18 protein-coding genes are annotated in these 17,542 nt (G+C 44.8%); 9 read left to right on the top strand and 9 right to left on the bottom strand.

Going from position 1 to position 17,542, the window contains the following annotated elements; genetic code table 11:
* The first annotated feature begins 89 nt into the window (after window positions 1-89).
* Complete coding sequence (locus IGI86_RS15220; RefSeq protein WP_074934055.1) at window positions 90-920, top strand: endonuclease/exonuclease/phosphatase family protein; 831 nt, start codon at window positions 90-92, stop codon at window positions 918-920.
* Window positions 921-976: 56 nt separating this feature from the next.
* On the opposite strand, the gene IGI86_RS15215 is transcribed toward IGI86_RS15220, so the two are convergent.
* The 7 genes from IGI86_RS15215 to IGI86_RS15185 all read right to left on the bottom strand — a co-directional run bounded on the left by IGI86_RS15215 (window position 977) and on the right by IGI86_RS15185 (window position 8,990).
* Window positions 977-1,417, bottom strand: a complete 441-nt coding sequence (locus tag IGI86_RS15215) for a hypothetical protein (protein ID WP_016621938.1) — start codon at window positions 1,415-1,417, stop codon at window positions 977-979.
* Window positions 1,410-2,183, bottom strand: a complete 774-nt coding sequence (locus IGI86_RS15210; RefSeq protein WP_016612954.1) for a MurR/RpiR family transcriptional regulator — start codon at window positions 2,181-2,183, stop codon at window positions 1,410-1,412. Before IGI86_RS15210 ends, IGI86_RS15215 begins: the two co-directional genes overlap by 8 nt.
* Window positions 2,184-2,246: 63 nt before the next feature.
* Window positions 2,247-3,578, bottom strand: a complete 1,332-nt coding sequence (locus IGI86_RS15205; protein WP_430617517.1) for a 6-phospho-alpha-glucosidase — start codon at window positions 3,576-3,578, stop codon at window positions 2,247-2,249.
* Between the two features lie 13 nt (window positions 3,579-3,591).
* A complete protein-coding gene (locus IGI86_RS15200) occupies window positions 3,592-5,184 on the bottom strand; it encodes an alpha-glucoside-specific PTS transporter subunit IIBC (RefSeq protein WP_005233553.1) in 1,593 nt (530 codons plus the stop codon).
* A gap of 187 nt (window positions 5,185-5,371) precedes the next feature.
* Entirely contained in the window at window positions 5,372-6,043 is a 672-nt protein-coding gene (locus tag IGI86_RS15195) for a type 1 glutamine amidotransferase (RefSeq protein WP_430617516.1), read from the bottom strand.
* On the bottom strand, window positions 6,036-7,385 hold the full coding sequence (locus IGI86_RS15190) for a Mur ligase family protein (RefSeq protein ID WP_005227862.1): 1,350 nt from the start codon (window positions 7,383-7,385) through the stop codon (window positions 6,036-6,038). The genes IGI86_RS15195 and IGI86_RS15190 overlap by 8 nt, the downstream gene beginning before the upstream one ends.
* 198 nt (window positions 7,386-7,583) lie before the next feature.
* Window positions 7,584-8,990 (bottom strand): TrkH family potassium uptake protein, encoded by a 1,407-nt coding sequence (locus IGI86_RS15185; protein ID WP_008379338.1) that lies wholly within the window; start codon window positions 8,988-8,990, stop codon window positions 7,584-7,586.
* A gap of 391 nt (window positions 8,991-9,381) precedes the next feature.
* On the opposite strand from IGI86_RS15185, the gene IGI86_RS15180 reads away from it, so the two are divergent.
* Together IGI86_RS15180 and IGI86_RS15175 are read left to right on the top strand one after the other, a co-directional pair.
* A complete protein-coding gene (locus IGI86_RS15180) occupies window positions 9,382-10,200 on the top strand; it encodes a Cof-type HAD-IIB family hydrolase (RefSeq protein ID WP_430617515.1) in 819 nt (272 codons plus the stop codon).
* A 182-nt stretch (window positions 10,201-10,382) separates the two neighbouring features.
* Entirely contained in the window at window positions 10,383-11,177 is a 795-nt protein-coding gene (locus IGI86_RS15175; protein ID WP_430617514.1) for an HAD family hydrolase, read from the top strand.
* Between the two features lie 152 nt (window positions 11,178-11,329).
* Here the strand turns inward: IGI86_RS15175 and IGI86_RS15170 are convergent, their stop codons facing one another.
* Window positions 11,330-12,394, bottom strand: a complete 1,065-nt coding sequence (locus IGI86_RS15170; RefSeq protein ID WP_005233563.1) for an iron-containing alcohol dehydrogenase family protein — start codon at window positions 12,392-12,394, stop codon at window positions 11,330-11,332.
* Between the two features lie 162 nt (window positions 12,395-12,556).
* Window positions 12,557-13,075 (bottom strand): peptide-methionine (S)-S-oxide reductase MsrA, encoded by a 519-nt coding sequence (msrA, locus tag IGI86_RS15165; RefSeq protein ID WP_430617513.1) that lies wholly within the window; start codon window positions 13,073-13,075, stop codon window positions 12,557-12,559.
* 92 nt (window positions 13,076-13,167) lie between these two features.
* Here msrA and IGI86_RS15160 point away from each other — a divergent pair, with 92 nt between their 5' ends.
* From IGI86_RS15160 to prmC, 6 genes are all read left to right on the top strand, one after another.
* Window positions 13,168-13,689, top strand: coding sequence for an AAA family ATPase (locus IGI86_RS15160; RefSeq protein WP_008379349.1), 522 nt, complete (start codon window positions 13,168-13,170; stop codon window positions 13,687-13,689).
* Between the two features lie 2 nt (window positions 13,690-13,691).
* A complete protein-coding gene (locus IGI86_RS15155) occupies window positions 13,692-14,117 on the top strand; it encodes a GNAT family N-acetyltransferase (RefSeq protein ID WP_005233566.1) in 426 nt (141 codons plus the stop codon).
* A gap of 54 nt (window positions 14,118-14,171) precedes the next feature.
* A complete protein-coding gene (locus tag IGI86_RS15150) occupies window positions 14,172-14,753 on the top strand; it encodes a GNAT family N-acetyltransferase (RefSeq protein ID WP_313151139.1) in 582 nt (193 codons plus the stop codon).
* Window positions 14,754-14,889: 136 nt separating this feature from the next.
* Window positions 14,890-15,474 (top strand): thymidine kinase, encoded by a 585-nt coding sequence (locus IGI86_RS15145; protein WP_005227882.1) that lies wholly within the window; start codon window positions 14,890-14,892, stop codon window positions 15,472-15,474.
* A gap of 3 nt (window positions 15,475-15,477) precedes the next feature.
* Window positions 15,478-16,551 (top strand): peptide chain release factor 1, encoded by a 1,074-nt coding sequence (gene prfA, locus IGI86_RS15140; RefSeq protein ID WP_005227884.1) that lies wholly within the window; start codon window positions 15,478-15,480, stop codon window positions 16,549-16,551.
* Window positions 16,544-17,401, top strand: coding sequence for a peptide chain release factor N(5)-glutamine methyltransferase (prmC, locus tag IGI86_RS15135; RefSeq protein WP_430617512.1), 858 nt, complete (start codon window positions 16,544-16,546; stop codon window positions 17,399-17,401). Before prfA ends, prmC begins: the two co-directional genes overlap by 8 nt.
* The last annotated feature ends 141 nt before the right edge of the window (window positions 17,402-17,542 follow it).

The following is a 17,542-nucleotide window of genomic DNA, read 5'->3' as shown; positions in this document are numbered from 1 at the left end:
ATGACAAGCGGGTCGACTCTTTTGTTGACCCGCTCTCTTTTATTTTTAAAAGGAATCGTACAAGCAAACCGAGAGAAGGAGCCTTATTCATGAAGGTATTAACATTGAACACCCATAGCTGGTTAGAAGAAAATCAGCTAGAAAAATGCAAAATGATCGCACAAGAGATTGCAACAGGCGACTATGACATCATCGCCTTGCAAGAAGTCAACCAAACGATCGCTGCTCAAACCATCGTTCCTGATGGGCTTTATTGCCCGACAGATACGCTGGTGGAAATCAAGGAGGACAATTTTGCTTTACGCCTAGTGGAAGAACTGCAACTGTTAGACTGTGACTACTATTGGTCATGGACCTACAGTCACGTAGGCTATGACATTTACCACGAAGGCAATGCCTTATTGTCCAAACAGCCCATCATTGCCAAAGAATATCTTGCTTCACAAGCCACGGATGTCTGGGATCATACCACGCGCAAAAACCTGAGCGGCGTGACTGAAGCCGATGGGCAGATCGTACAAGTCGTTAGCTGTCACTTTTCTTGGTGGCAAGACGGTAAATTTGCCTACGAGTGGCAACAGACAGAAGCATTTTTAGCAGAACGGGCAGATACCTTATTGATTCTAGGAGATTTCAACAACGATGCGGCCAGTTCTGGTCATCAACTCGTCCTTGACAGCTCCTTACAGCTGCAAGACAGCTTTTTAACGGCTACCGAAACGATTGGTGAAGCCTCTGTCGTTAAAGCCATTGATGGTTGGCAAGACAATCGAGAAGCATTGCGGATCGATTATGTTTTTGCATCTAATGACCTGCAAGCAACGGAATATGAAGTCGTTTTTGACGGAACGCGTACTCCGATCGTCAGCGATCACTTTGGAATCAAAGTGGTTTTTGCTTCAAAAACAGAGCCAAACTAGCAGAAGCGACAGCAAAAAAGCAGTGCCAACCGGCACTGCTTTTCTTTTTGGGGAAGTTAAATCGCTGATCGAACAAGGAGGAAAAAGAATAAACTCAATAAAAGAATGAATGCTAATGCCCCATAGGTAAAACTCTTTTCGCCCCACGTTGCGGTTTCCTCCTGACTCGAAAGACTTCTTCTTGTAAAAAAGACGAGTCCTGCGCCGATGACATTCGCTGTCAGCAACTGTTGAAAGAAGATCAGAAATAAATACTGACCCAAAAGGCCTTTTTTACTCATGGAAAACCGTTGAATAAAGTACAGGCAAGCCCCTTGCAGCAAAAGGAGACTACTTAACAAGACCCCTAAAGCGGCTAACGGTTGCGAGTTGAGGTACTGGGCAAAGGTCATCCCATGGTTGAAGGCAGTCAAGGAAAGATAAAGATAGTAAGCACCGGCGATCAAAAGCCAATAACTCAGTAAAATCAATGGAAACGCCCATTTTCGTTTAGTCATGGTTGCCCTCCTGTAAAGTGAATAGTCCGTAGGAACGGATCAAATAATCAATCAAGCAGCTCAGTCCGATCAAAGACTGGCTAGGGATTTTCTTGCGACCGATTTGAAAAAAATCGCAATAATAGGTCAGGTGAAACGTTGAATGGCGAGCAAAATAATTATCTCCTGGCGCACTCAATGTCAAAACGGGAATCTGACGAATCGCAAAAGTCGTCAGATTCTCTTTGACGTTTTCTGTTTCGCCGCTCAGTGAGGCGATGATCACACAATCTTCGGCAGTGATCATCGGCATGACCATATCAAATTCCGTTTTGTTCGGCAATACGATCACTCGTTTTTCCATAGAAAGCATCATTTTGGAAAACTCCTCCAGTGCTTTCTTTTGGGAAAACCCAGTTGGGTAGCAGTAGATGGTTTTGCTGCGGTCAAACAAGCGGTTGAGGGCAGCTAAGTCTACCGTTTTTACATAGTTGAGGGTGGCGAAAATATCCTCTTGTTGCTTTTCAAAAATCGTTTTTTGCTGCGAAATCGTTGTTGCCTGTTCTTGCTGATGCCGTAGAAAATATTTGAACTCGGAATAGCCAGAAAAACCAAGTTTTTTCGTCAACCGTAAAATAGAAGACTTTGAGACGTGAACCTGCTCGGATAGCTCGACGATCCCCATAGATAGAACGGTGGCGCCGTTGGAAAGAATATAGTTCAGAATGCCACGATCAAGTTCACTTAACTCTGCTTGGTGCTGTTGAATCAAATACTGTAATTTCACAAAAACCCCTCCTTATTGATTAAGTATAGCTGAAAAGCCAGGAGGGGAGGCGAAGAACGCTGGCTAGTGTAATTCTGGCCAAAAGGCTTGATTTGCTTCGATCAATTCATCGAGTAATTCTTTGGCTACACGGGCATTTGGTACCACTTTTGAAAGAATCAGTGCTTGCCACAGCTTCTGGTAAGAACCCTCTGCCCAAGCCTCCACGACTAATTTTTCTACGGCGACTTGTTGTTCCATCAATCCTTTTTGGAAGCGAGGGATCTTGCCTTGTGTGATTGGTTCTGCCCCGTTACTGCCGACGATACAAGGCACTTCCACCATTGCCTGTTCATCAAAGTTGACGATCGCTCCTTCGTTAGGCACGATCAACAGCATTCGTTCTTGCGTGTTATAAGCAATCGCTCGTGCAAGGTCAACAATGTAGCTGGCGTGTTCATCCACTTCAAGCGTGGTGTCAGTCGCTGTCTGGTTTTCTACGATGCGTTGGCATTCACCAAAAACGTGTTTTTCGCGGCCAGCCATGACTTCATTTGCCCGTGTAAAAGATGGGTTGGTGTGCGCCACTTCATCTTGAGGGAAAAAGTAATACTTCAAGTAGGTATTTGGCAAAGTGGATGGATCAACCTCGTACACTTCTTTTGCTTTGGCAAAGGTGTGCATCCAGCTGGCATCAGCATGTTGGCTCGCTTCGATTTCTTCTGGCAATGAATAGCCGTATTTTGCTACATGCGCTTGGATCTGCGGCAGCAAGTCATTGCCAGCTTTGTCTCGTATATCTGTCCACCAGCCAAAGTGATTCAAGCCATAATAGCGAACGACCAATTCTTTGCGAGAAGCTAAACCGATCGCTTGCGCCATCCGTTCTTCGATTCCCACTGGCATATCACAAATATTAATGATCTTAGCATCAGGGCGCAATTTACGAGTCGCTTCTGCGACGATCGCTGCAGGATTGGAATAATTCAACATCCACGCATCAGGGGAATATTTTTCCATATAATCGACTAACTCCAATACACCGCCGATAGAACGCATCCCATAAGCGATCCCGCCAGGACCACAAGTTTCTTGGCCGACCACACCATATTTCAAAGGGATTTTTTCATCCTTTTCGCGCATCGCATACAAGCCAACTCGGATATGCGCCATCACAAAATCGACATCCTGAAACGCGGTTTCGGGATCAGTGGTTGCTAAAAAGCTGATTTCGGGTGCGCGTTCTTTCAATAAAATCTCGCAAGCTTGTGCCACTTTTTCTTGTCGTTCTTCCAAATTGTCGTAAAACTTGATTTGGCAAATCGGGAAACGATCCAAGTGTTCCAAAAGCATCAAGACGATTCCTGGGGTAAAAGTACTGCCGCCTCCGGCAATCACGATTGAAAATTTTTTCATTTTTGCTTCCTCCTTAGTCTGATACAGCTAATAATTTTTCGAATTGTTCTCTTACTTGTGGCACATCCAGGCCAACGATTACTTGGAAGGCGTTGCCGTTACGAACGACGCCATGGGCACCAGCGCCTTTAAAGATGTCATCTGGCAGCACTTGGTCTTGATCTTTGACGGTGATTCTTAGGCGAGTGGCACAATTAGTGACTTTATCGATATTGTCGCGACCGCCAAACCCTTCTAAGTAGACTGCGGCTTGTTCGGTGTAGCGATTGGCACCGGCAATCACTGGAGTTCCAGTGTTGGCTTGTTTTTCTTTGTAATCTTTTTTGGTGTATAGTTTGACTTCGCTATTGTTTTCTTCCCGTCCTGGTGTGGCTAACTTAAATTTGAGGATCAAGAAGCGGAAAACAAGGAAATAAAGCGCAGTAAAGGCTAACCCAATCACCAACTGCGTGAAGATCATACTGCGATGATTTTGAAATAGCGGAATCCAGACCTTCGCTAACAGATCGATCAAGCCGCCCCCCATATCTCCAACGACCCCGAAGGCAAACATCGTTGCCGCCATGGTCGCTGCTAAAACAGCGTGCACCGCAAAGAGGGGTGGTGAGATAAAGAGGAAGGTAAATTCCAATGGCTCAGTGATACCAGCTAAAACGGCAGTTAAAGTGGCAGGGATCAAAATCGCTAAGACTTTCTTTTTATTCTCAGGCTTGGCTGTGAAATAAAAAGCAGCAGCGATCCCCGGTGCAGCAAAGATCTTAGAATTGCCATGTAAAGCAAAGCCCCCTTCAGGGAAAAGCTCTTTCAATGGTCTGGTGGATTGGGCAAATTCTTGTAAATGTGCCATCCAGTATTTGGAGATTCCTTCTTCGACGACAGCAGGACCAAAAACAAAGGGGGTATACACGAAATGATGGAGACCTGTGGGGATCAATATTCGCTCTAAGAAAGTATAGAGCCAGACCCCAAAGACCCCAGCACTTGCTAGAAACCCTTGCATGGACCCAATGCCAGCTTGGACTTTCGGCCAAATCAATGCAATCAAGAAAGCGACTGGCAACATCAAAAAGAATCCAAGGATCACGACAAAGGAAGAGCCTTGGAAGATTCCGAGAAAATCAGGCAGCTTCGTATCGAAAAACTTGTTGTGAAGATAGACGACGATCGCCGAAATAAAAATTGCTCCGATAATACCAGTATCTAATGTTTTGATGCCGGCGATCATTTTCAAGCCACTCTCACCGCCGGGATCAGCTGCAAAGTTGACACCGAAGAAGTGACCAAAGTACTCGATCATGCCAGAAATAAAATAATTACAAGTAATATAGACGACAAAGGCTTCCATTGCCGCTCGCGCATTGGCTTTTTTTGCGAGACCGATCGGTAATCCAATAACAAATAGTAATTCCATTTGGTTGAAGACCGTCCATGCACCGTTTTCAATGATCGTCCAAATGTTGAACCAAGTAGAGCCTTCAGTGGCGATGCTCCCCACAAGCATCGGATTTTTAAAGATAATACACAGCGCGACCATGATCCCCGAAAATGAAAACAAGAGGACCGGGGTAAACATCGCACCGCCAAACCGCTGAACTTTTTCCATCATAATTTCTTAACATCTCCTTTCAATTTTTACTACAACCTCAGTATAGAAAAGAAAGATAGCGGTTACAATAAAGCGAGGTGGCATAGGAACGTAGAAGCAAACAAAGAGAAAAGGTAGCAACTGCGGGGAAATTTCCCATAAAAAAACAAACCTGCGAAAAACAGGTTTGTTTGCTAAGTACGTGTATTTAAATTTCGACGTTGCCATAACGATTGGCAAGGGCGGTGCGGATCAAGCGCTCTGCCAAATGCTCATTTCTTGCGAGAAGTGGTCCGTGGAAGTAAGAGCCGAACACATTGCGGTAAACCACGCCTTCGGTTTGGTCTTCGCCATTGTTTCCTTGTCCCTGGATGACTTTCCCCAATGGTTTTTCCCCTTTACCTAAGAAAGTACGGCCATTATGGTTTTCAAAGCCATAATAGGTCTCATCGAATTCTTCATTGTGGATCACGATGTCACCGATGAACCGGTTGTTTTCCTGGCTTAAGGTGTAATGATCCAAGGCACCGATCCCCTTGATTTTCTCGCCGTTGGCACCGATGTAGTAATGACCCAGCAATTGATAGCCGCCGCAAATTGCCAGCATCACGCCATCATTTTCGATATAGCTGGTCAGGGCTTCTTTTTTTGATTGGATATCTTGTGAAACGATCACTTGTTCAAAATCTTGCCCGCCACCGAAGAAGACGAGATCATATTTTTCAGGATCGAAGGGCTCGTGAATGCTGACGACTTCTGCGTTGAAGGTCACGCCTAGTTTTTCGGCCACGTAGCGCAGCATCAAGAGATTGCCATTGTCGCCATAAGTATTCAAAATATTTCCATACAAGTGGGCAACATTCAGTTGATACTTAGTCACGACTCATTCCTCCTTTGATATAGCCTTTTTCCGCAAGCTTTTTGCGTAGCTGCAGGACTGCAGTGTAAGTCGCTAAAATATAGACTTTTTCTGTTGGTAAGTCTGCAATTTGCTTGATGACGTCATCAAGTTCAGGGGTTTCAATGATTTTCTCTTCAGGGATCCCCGCAACTTTTAACCGCAACGCCATATCTTTGTGACGATCACCACCAGCGATCACTTGAGGAATCCCCATATCGGCAAACGCTTCATGGTCGCCATCCCAAATCCAGCTGACGTCGATCCCATCTGCGTAGTTGGCATTCAACAAGCTGACTAGTGAGAAAGGATAGGGCGACAGGCCGATCATATCGATGACTTGGTTCAAACCAACAGGGTTTTTAACTAAGACTAACGTACATTCTTTGTCCCCGATGCGGATCACTTCTTGGCGGCCAAAGACTTTTTCGTCATAGGCCAAACCAGATTTGATTTTTGCAGGTGCTACGCCATAATATTCCGCAACCGCAGTTGCCGCCAGCGCATTGTAGACATTGTACATCCCACCAACTTCGATGCGATAGTCATTGCCATCGATCACAAAATCAGCAGAGGTGTTGTCCATTGCGGTCATTTCCGTCAGTTTATAATCCAATTCTGGTCGATGGAAGCCGCAATTTGGGCAGTAGTATTTCCCAAGATTGGCATAGGTGATCATTTTATAATGCAAAATGTGATGACACTCAGGACACAACACGCCATCCGTATTGTAATGGGCCATCTGCTCTTCATCTGGCAAATGATCAAATCCATAGTATTTCCGCGGATTGACAGTTGCCACCGAATTGAACAGTGGCGAATCCCCATTGCAGAGGATCGTTGCTTCCGGTGAGTTTGCGGCACCTTCAACGATCATTTTATAGGTCGTATAGATCTCGCCATAACGGTCCATTTGATCGCGGAAAATATTGGTGAAAACGAACAATTCCGGTTTGATGTACTTCGTTACTTTGCTGAGACTGGCTTCATCGATTTCTAAAACCGCAAATTTTTTGCCTTTTTTAGGGCGTGCCGATAGAAAGGTTGAAACGATCCCTTGGACCATATTGGCGCCGGTGGGGTTCGTTAATACTTCATCAAATTCTTGGCGCAAAATATTGACAGTCAAGGCAGTCGTCAATGTTTTGCCGTTGGTGCCTGTGATCACGACGACTTGGTAATCTTTCGCCAAATGATCTAATATATGTGGATCAACTTTTAATGCTAATTTACCAGGCAGGCTTGAGCCACCTTTGAAAAAGTTCTTTAATACCCATTGAGAGGTCTTACCGACTGAAACAGCCAGATGACTTCGTATTCCCATAATGTAACCCTCCATTAGAGCGAATGCTTTCGTTGTGCAAATTCAATTTATCATACCATATACCAAGAAAAAGGTTAAATTGCTTTTGCGATTCTTTAAATTTCTACAAAGACCATTCTGATAAATGGCTCTTTTACTTGCGATGATCAAAGGCTTGAAAAGCAAAACAGCAAACCTTCTGCCAGGTTTGCTGCTGCTTTAACCGATAATGATTTTTTCCGTTGGGTACTCGTAGCCTAAGTCACGTGTTTCTTTTGGTACGAATAACATCAAGGTGTACAGCATACCGACACGGCCGATAAACATCAAAAGAGCAATCACGAGTTTGCCGATGGTTGATAAATCGCCCGTGATTCCTAAAGAAAGCCCTGTGGTTCCAAAGGCCGAGGAAACTTCAACAATGATGGCGATCAAAGGGATATCCTCGATGGCGGTCAAGAATAAGACACAAAAGAAGCACATGCCCATCGAAAGCATGAAGACCACCACTGATTTACGGACGTCATCTTGATCGATCCGGCGACCGAAGATATTGATATTGTCCTCACTTTTCAAGAAGGCATAGAGGTACAGCCCAATGATGGCAATGGTCGTCGTCCGAATCCCCCCACCAACAGAGCTGGGACTACAACCAATAAACATCAGCAAGGAGAAAACGATCAACGTCGTGGTTTGGAAGTTGCCTAAGTCATGGATCTGCAGGCCAGCATTCCGCGTTGTCATGGAATAAAACATGCTGTTCATCCACATACCACTAAAGCTGTAATCTTTGAATAAATAATCTTTCTCAAGGAAAAAGATCGCTAATGTACCGCCGACAAAGAGGATCACGAAAGCCAAAACAGCAATTTTTGTGAATAAAGAAAAGCGAAACGGCAAGCGGCGGCGTTGTTTTTTCATTTTAAAAAGGACCCATTCCCGAAAGTCCATGATCACTGGAAATCCGATCCCCCCGATAAAAATCAAAATCATGATACACGTCAGGAAGAAATAATCATGGGAAAACGGCAAGATGGAATTGCCCGTCACATCAAACCCTGAGTTGGTCACAGCAGAGATCGCTTGATAAAATCCATAAAAGATCGCGTCACGCCAATTGTCATAATACCCGTAAAGATGAAAATAAACAGCGAAGATCGTACCTGCTACCAACTGACAAACTAAAATGATGGTAAACGTCGTTCGAATCATCCGAACGATCCCGCTAAGCTTTGGCTGGTTCATATCTGTCATGATCAATTGGCGCTGCTTTAAACTGATTTTGCGCCGTGAAACGATCGCAAAAAAGGTCGAGATCATCATGATCCCTAAACCACCAACTTGAAAGAGGACTTCCAATAAAATGACCCCGCGGTCGTTAAATACGTCATTGATCGGGAAGGTAGTCAACCCTGTGACACTGACCGTGCTGACCGCCATAAAGAACAGATCGATAAACGCGACATGAGAGCCCGGTTCCCGAAAGAAGGGAAGTGAAAAAAGCCCCAAAGAGACCACCGTCATCACGATATAATAAAAAACAATCACTTGGATTGAAGATACATTCTGGGAAATAAACGTCTTGCTCCTGCGCTGCGTCAAGCGAGCAAAGCGGGTAAAGTTCATAACAAAAACCCCTCACTAATTAAACTATCCCCAGTATACCAAAGAACCAAGTAGATTTGAAAGAAAGCAGGATAGAATTTATGTGGGGCAGAAATTGCGCAAGGAAACGTTTCTGGAGTGATTCTTTTCATTCGGGCAAAGGAGCCGCCAATCAATCCTTGTGTTTGGCAGCGATGGTCTGCCTTTGAATGATCTTCAATCATTGTAAGGATTTTTGAAAAGGTAGGCACGATTGAATGGTGTAAAGCAGTAGTCTCTTTTTTGAGAGGCACTATCCCTTCAATCGATTTTTTAGCAAGAAAAAGGATGCGGAAGTTGTATATACATGTTAAAATAATAATGTGAGAAAAACGCTTTCTTTAATAAAGAAAGCCAGAATGGAGAGAAGTAGATGAATGCCAACCCTTATGATATCAAGTTAGTAGCTGTCGATATGGATGGAACCTTTATGCGCACGGATTATACGTATGATGTTCCCCGCTTCAAGGCCGTGTTGGCCCGCATGAAAGCAGTCGGCTGTCAGTTTGTCGTTGCCAGCGGCAATCAGTATTACCAGTTGCGGGCTCAATTTCCCGGCTATGATCACGAGCTGAGTTTTGTTGCAGAAAACGGAGCACTTGTCAAAGACAAAGAAACAGTGCTTTTTGCAGCGGACATTCCCCGAGAAACGGTTTTCGCAACCTTAGATTTATGTAAAAAATACCCCGAGGTTAAAAATGTAATGTGTGGGCTCAATAGTGCTTATTGTGAACGGGGAACGGTCAGTGATGCTTTTTTTGAATTAACAAATAAGTATTACCACAAATTGCAATGGGTCGATGACTTTGCCCAAGTAGAGGACACGATCCTGAAATTTGCCCCAACCGTTCCTGTCGAAAAAACGGCCTATTATTCGGAACTATTTCAAAAAGAACTAGCTGGTTTGCTAGTGCCAACAGGCAGTGGGCATGGTGCCGTGGATCTGATCGTGCCTAACTGCCACAAAGCATCAGGATTGGCACGCTTGGTAGAGCGATGGGGGATCACTCCTGAGCAATGTGTCGCTTTTGGCGATGGCGGCAATGATTTGGAAATGTTAGCCTATTGCCAGAGAGGCTATGCGATGGACAATGCGCCAGAAAACGTCAAAGCCGTTGCCACCGCTGTCTGTCCCTCAAATGATGAGGATGGAGTATTAGTCACATTGGATCAGCTGTTCCCGATAGTCTAGGCGTTCTTTAAGATTCTTAAAAATAGGTAAGTATTCCGATCAATTTTCACGATTTCAGAAGAAAACGCTGGCAATTTATGAGAAGATAAAAGAAATAAAAGATAACAGCGACGATCCGCACGGAACAATAGAGAGAAAAGCGCATCAATTTTTTGAAAATCGAGACGGAAATGGGGAAGATCATGAAGAACGTGAAAATTATTTTTTTTGATGTTGATGGCACACTGATCGACATGAACAAAAAGCAAATCTCTGAAAGAATGTTAGCCACATTAAAAACCTTTAAGAAGCAAGGGATCCTGTTGTGCATTGTGACTGGCAGAAGTCCCATCGCGTTGCCGCAATTTGAAGGCGTGACCTTCGATGCGTTTTTGACCTTTAACGGATCGTATTGTTTTAATCAAGCCGAGGGGATCCACCAAAACCCTATTCCTAAAAAAGATGTTCAGCAAATCATAGAAAATGCGACGGCGCTCAAGCGTCCAGTAGCAATCGCAACGAAGGATCGTACCGTTGCCAATGGCAAAGATGCTGATTTAGTTGAGTATTTTTCCTTTGCTCATCAAGAAGTGATCGTGGCAGAAGATTTTGAAGAGTTGATCCAACAGCAAGACATTTTCCAAGTGATGTTAGGTTCAGGGAAAGAAGACTACGCCAAAGTGATGGCAAATACTACAGAGGCGAAAATCACCGCCTGGTGGGATCGGGCAGTCGATATTATTCCAGCCAGCAGCGGGAAAGGAAGCGGCATTGCCAAAATGCTGGCTTACTATGGCTTGGATAAATCCGAAGCCATTGCCTTTGGGGATGGCAACAATGACATTGAGATGCTGGAGGCAGTTGGTTGGGGTCTAGCAATGGCCAATGCTTCGGATGAGTTAAAAGCGATCGCTGACGAAGTGATTGGTCACGTAGCCGAGGAAGGTATTTATCAATACTGCTTAGAAAACGGGTTGCTGGGTGAAGCCGTGCAGTGATGGGCAATGCGTCAGTTGCTGTTGCCCGCTAAGAACATGCGCAGCCAGGATTGCTACTGCGTGTCAGTTTGATCAAATAAAAAAACTGTTTCCGAAATGCATTAGGGAAACAGTTTTTTATTGATATAAAGTTGTTTAGCAATTTGTACGGTTTACAGCGCCTCTACTGCTTCGATCGCCTGATAGACTTTTTCGGGTGTGATCGCAGGATCGATCAAAATAAAGGTTTCTTCTTCCTTGACAGCATAGGTCAGAACCGAGGCGAAGTAATCCCGATCAAGGCGCGTCACGTGGAGATCCTTCAGCTTCATCGGCAAGTGCAAAGCTTCGTAAAACGGCCGTAATTCTTCAATCACATCAAAATCATTGGTATAGGCAAGCTGGACCCAAATGCAGTAGGCGACTTTATTGCCGTGCAAGACACTATGGGTCTCATTCAAATAAGACAAGCCGTCATGCAGCGCATGCGCACCGGACGTGCGGCCAAACTCTACTGCAAAACCGCCAACTTCGCCTGCCAAAGCAATGATCGCGTCGGTGATGCGGGCAAAGGCGGGTGTCAGCTGCCCAGCTTCTAGGTCTTTGACAGCTTGGATCGCATCGGCAATCAGCAAGTTTTTGATCAAAAGAGCGCTTTGGAAACCTAGCCGTACTAAGGCAGTCTTGTCGTCTTCTGCCATGTTGCGGACGATGGCTTCCATTTCATAATATTTGGCTAAGGTATCAGCGATCCCTGCGATAAAGTAATCAACAGGTGTGGCTAGTAAAAAACGGGTGTCGACGATCGTCATGTAGGCACCTTTTTTGGCATAGTCGATTTTACAAATCGTATGATCGGGGTAATAGGCGACGATCACCGGGGTAAAGGGCGCACAGTTGGAAACCAATGTAGGGATCACGATCAGCTCTGCGCCAAGGGTTTGGGCGGTGATTTTTGCTGTATCAGCGACCTTGCCGCCGCCGATTGCCACCACGGCATCTGCTTGCTGGATCGCTTCAGCTAAGGTTTGCGCATTTTCATAACTCGATGATCCATCGTAGCGGTAGATCGGGTAGTCAAATGAATGAGGGTAATAGTTCGAAAACACATCGAATGACTGCTCCCCAGTAATTACTGCTACCTCTTGGAACTCTCGTAAATACTCCGGCAAATCAGTTAAGACCCCATCGCCCGTAATATAACGGTTTGGACCTGGACGGACTTCATTAGCTAACATCAAACAAACACTCCTTTATAATCGTCAGAATTTTCTAATCAGTGTAGCGCGAAAATGCCCTGACTGTCAATTTCCTTTTTGGGAAAAAACAGAAAACAGCCGATCTGCTGACGAGGCAGATCGGCTGTTAGTGATGAATTGTAAGGAACGTTCCCCAAAATGTTAAGCCCAGTTTTGGCGAATAAAGCCGGCTCGACCGGAGCCTTCGCTATAAGCATTGTAATGGGCTGCATTTTTTTTGTAAAAATCTTGATGATAATCTTCTGCAGGATAAAAAAGTTCTGCTGGTTCGATCTTCGTTACGATCGGACGGTCAAAGCGGCCGCTAGCTTGCAACTGCGCCTTTGATTTTTCCGCAATCGCTTTTTGTTCTTCACTATTGTAAAAAATCACTGGACGATAGGAATCACCACGGTCGGCAAACTGACCAAACGCATCCGTGGGGTCTGTCTGCTGCCAATAGATGGCAACTAATTCTTCATAAGAGATGACTTCAGGATCAAAGGTGATTTCAACTGCTTCGGTGTGACCGGTGGTACCTGTCGTTACTTGTTGGTAGGTTGGGTTAGGGACATGGCCGCCAGTAAAGCCCGAAACCACTTTGAGGATGCCTGGCTGTGAATCAAAAGGCTTCACCATGCACCAAAAACAACCACCAGCAAAAATTGCCGTATCATTCATAGGTATTCCTCCTTTGCTTCTATGGTATGCTTCTAGTAGAGAAAAACAAGAGATATGCTTAGATAACTTACTAACGAAGAAAGGAACCGCCCATGGAAAGCATGTTAATTTTACTACGGGGGAATTCTGGCAGCGGAAAAACCACTATTGCCAAAGCTGTTCAGCACGTTTTTGGGGAAGAGGCAGTGCTGATTTCACAAGATGTTTTTCGGCGAGAAATTTTTTGTGTCAAAGATACCCCTAATAATTTAGCCAGCGGTTTGATGAAAGAAGCTGTCCTATATGCGAAGGGGAAAGTGCCGATGATACTTGTTGAGGGGATTTATTCTCGTGAAAAATACCAAGACTTTCTCGACTTTCTAATGAAACTCTTTCCCCAAAAAAAGCTAGTTTATTATTTTGATCTTTCTTTCGAGGAAACGGTCAAAAGACATCAGACCCGAATGCAGCGAGACTATTTTTCCGAGGAAGCGATGCGTAAATGGTGGCTTGAGCGAGACTTGCTTTTCCCAAAAGGATCTTCAGAGGAAAGACTGATCAAAGAAGGCCTAACGATAGCAGAAACAGTCGATCAGATCATCGCAGATTATCAAGAAACAAGAAGGAGTGATTGAATATGGCGCGAATCATTGAACAAGGAACAGACCAAGAATTGGCTGCGTTAGAAACAGCATTAACAGCATACACAAAGCATCAAAAACCATTTACACAAACAGAGACCTATCAGAACTTTAGCAGTGTAATCAAAAAAGAGGGTGTGGTGATTGCTGGCGGTATTGCCTACGCCTCAATGTATCATATCGGCTATCTTGACACCCTGTGGGTCAAAGCATCCGAGCGGGGAAAAGGGTATGGCAAGCAGATTCTTACGGATCTTGAACAGCAGTTGAAAGCATTTGGCTGTGAAAATTGCCAGACGGCGACTTTTGATTTCCAAGCACCAGATTTTTATCAGCGAGTGGGCTATGAAGAAATCGGGAGAATCGCCCATACGCAAAATCAGCTAACAGAAATTTTTCTAGTAAAGAAATTACGTGATTGAATCCCAAAGAAACCGTTGAACAAGGACGAAACCAATGAAAGAGAGGCACAACCAATGTTAGATAAATCAATTCCATATGCAGAAATCTGGATGAAGCGAGCACACAAAAGCACACCGATCCAGCCCATTCAATCCGATAACTATTCGCTACGCAGCTACCAAGCAGGAGACGAAAGGCACTGGGCACGGATCGAAACATCCGTCGGAGAGTTTGACAATGAGGAAGAGGCATTGGCGTATTTTGAAAAAGAATTTATGCCCGAGCAAGCACAGCTAGGACAGCGAATGTTTTTTGCCCTTGATCAAACAGGTACACCGGTCGGCACGGCTACCGCTTGGAAAAAAGCCAAGCAAGACGGTACACCGGTTCCGCTAGTCCATTGGGTAGCAGTAATGCCGCAAGCTCAACGTCAAGGGATCGCTCGCGGCTTGGTCACGCAAGTCGTTTCTGTCTTAGAGGCAGCCAACGAGCCGATGTATCTTCATACGCAAACGTGGAGCCACGCAGCAATCAAGCTCTACCAGCAGCTCGGTTTTTTGATCATTGCAACGGATATCAATGGGAATGAAAATCCAGAATACCCACTGGCTTGTCAAGTATTGGCAGAAGTGGCCCGAAAAGCCAGAAATGATTAAGAAGTACCGGCAGCAAAAAATCCGTTAACTTTTCGTAAAACTCTTGCGTAAAAGGCGGCGTGTGTCGAATTTAAGTCTGTAAAAATTCTCCTTTTTCAAGTATAATACCAAAGGAGTATGAGGAAGGATGGGCGAGATGGCACAGCTTTTTTTTAAATATGGCGCAATGAATAGTGGGAAAACGATCGAGATACTGAAAGTTGCTCACAACTATGAAGAACAAGACAAACCAGTCGTGATCATGACAAGTGGATTGGACACGAGAAGCGGCGTGGGAAATGTTTCGAGTCGCATCGGCTTAGAGCGAGACGCGATCCCGATTTTTGATGAAACGGATCTATTTCATTTGATCAAAGACCTCGGTTATAAACCTTATTGTATTTTGATCGACGAAGCACAGTTCCTAAAGAAGCATCACGTGCTGGCTTTCACCAAAATCGTGGATGAGTTAGGTATTCCTGTAATGGCCTTTGGTTTGAAAAATGATTTCCGCAATGAATTATTTGAAGGCTCAAAATACTTGCTGCTTTACGCAGATAAAATCGAAGAGATGAAAACCATCTGCTGGTTCTGTCACAAAAAAGCAACCATGAACTTGCACTATATCGACGGAAAACCCGTTTACGAGGGCGATCAAGTACAAATCGGCGGCAATGAAGCGTATTATCCAGTTTGCCGCAAGCATTACTTTCACCCGGGAATGAAAAAAGAAGGAGAATAATCAATGTACGATCAGTTACAAGCAATCGAAGACCGTTACGAAGAATTAGGCGAATTACTAAGTGATCCAGCCGTGATCTCTGACACCAAACGCTTCATGCAGCTTTCAAAAGAAGAAGCCAATACACGGGAAACGGTGGAAGTCTACCGCCGTTACAAAGAAGTCGTTGAAGGAATCAAGGACACTGAAGAAATGCTTGGGGAAAACCTAGATGCAGAAATGGCTGAGATGGCCAAAGAAGAACTCTCTGACTTGAAAAAAGAAAAAGACGTTTTAGAAGAACGCATCAAGATTTTGTTGTTGCCAAAAGACCCGAATGATGACAAAAACATCATCATGGAGATCCGTGGTGCAGCAGGCGGCGACGAAGCAGCCTTATTTGCTGGCGATCTTTTCAATATGTATCAAAAATATGCGGAAAACCAAGGCTGGAAAGTCGAAGTCATGGATGCCAACGTCACTGGGATCGGCGGCTACAAAGAAGTCATCATGATGATCACTGGCGACAACGTCTTTTCAAAATTGAAATATGAGAGCGGCGCCCACCGAGTGCAAAGGGTACCGTCTACCGAATCACAAGGCCGAATCCATACGTCTACGGCAACGGTCGTGGTTATGCCTGAAGCAGAAGAAGTCGAAATCGATATCGCAGACAAAGATATTCGGACCGATATTTACCATGCCTCTGGTGCCGGTGGTCAGCACGTTAACAAAACAGCTTCTGCTGTTCGTTTGACTCACTTGCCAACAGGGATCGCTGTTGCGATGCAAGATGAGCGTTCACAGCTGAAAAACCGTGAGAAAGCGATGAAAGTCTTGCGGGCACGGGTCTATGACCAAATGCAGCAAGAAGCACAAAGCGAATACGATGCAAACCGTAAATCAGCAGTGGGTACCGGCGATCGTTCTGAACGGATCCGGACCTATAACTTCCCGCAAAACCGCGTAACAGATCACCGTATCGGGTTGACTATTCAAAAATTGGATCAAATTTTAGCTGGAAAACTCGATGAAATTGTTGATGCACTGATCGTTTACGATCAAACATCAAAATTAGATGAGATGCAAAATGGCTAAAACCTATCGAGAAGTCCTTTCACGGGCTTCTTCTTTTTTAGAAACGAAAGGACTGGACGGGTATGCGATCCAATACCTGTTTTTACAGCGAAAAAACTGGCAGCAACTCGATTGGCTGCTGCAGATGGACCAACCCATCCTAAGGGAAGATGAGGCACAGATCGCAGCAGATCTTGAACAGTTGCTACAGCATGAACCCCCGCAATATTTATTGGGGTATGAAGAATTTTATGGTCATCGATTAAAAGTGACCCCTGCAACCTTGATCCCGCGTCCAGAAACCGAAGAGCTGGTGGAAAACTGTCTGGCAAAACTACCAGCAGATCAGCCGCTAAGAGTCGTTGACATTGGGACGGGTACAGGAGCGATCGCCATTGCCTTAAAATTGGCACGTCCCCAGTGGTCGGTAAGTGCCGTGGATCTTTCAGCAGAGGCGTTAGCCGTTGCTAAAGAAAATGCGACAGCCTTAGGTGCAGAGATCCGCTTTTTCCAAGGAGATACCTTGGAGCCTGTGGCAGATCAGCAATGGGATCTGATCGTTTCCAACCCGCCGTATATCAGTGCTGAAGAGTGGTCGCTGATGGATATCAGCGTACGGGAAAAAGAGCCTAAAATGGCGCTTTTTGCTCAAGAACAAGGGTTAGCGATCTATAAGCAATTAGCACAGCAAGCACCGAAGTGTTTGGCACCAAGTGGGCAAATGGCGCTGGAAATCGGCTTCCAGCAAGGACAAGCTGTTCAACAGCTTTTTGCAGCCGCTTTTCCCAACAAAGAAGTTACCGTAGTAAAAGATCTTGCGGGTCAAGATCGGATGGTGTTTGTCAGTCATCCACAAGATGTGGATAAATAAATTTTTTTTGCTACAGAAAAAGTGCAAAAACCTTATGAAATGAACAATTTGGGAATAAATGGAGTTATAAACAAGGTTATCCACACTTGACAAACGACTTATCCACAAAATGTGGATAAGAAACGAGAAAATGTTGATAAG

The sequence above is a fragment of the Enterococcus sp. AZ188 genome (assembly GCF_050544075.1).
GTDB classification, from domain to species: domain Bacteria; phylum Bacillota; class Bacilli; order Lactobacillales; family Enterococcaceae; genus Enterococcus_D; species Enterococcus_D entomosocium.
This window is presented reverse-complemented; position numbering and strand designations above follow the sequence as displayed.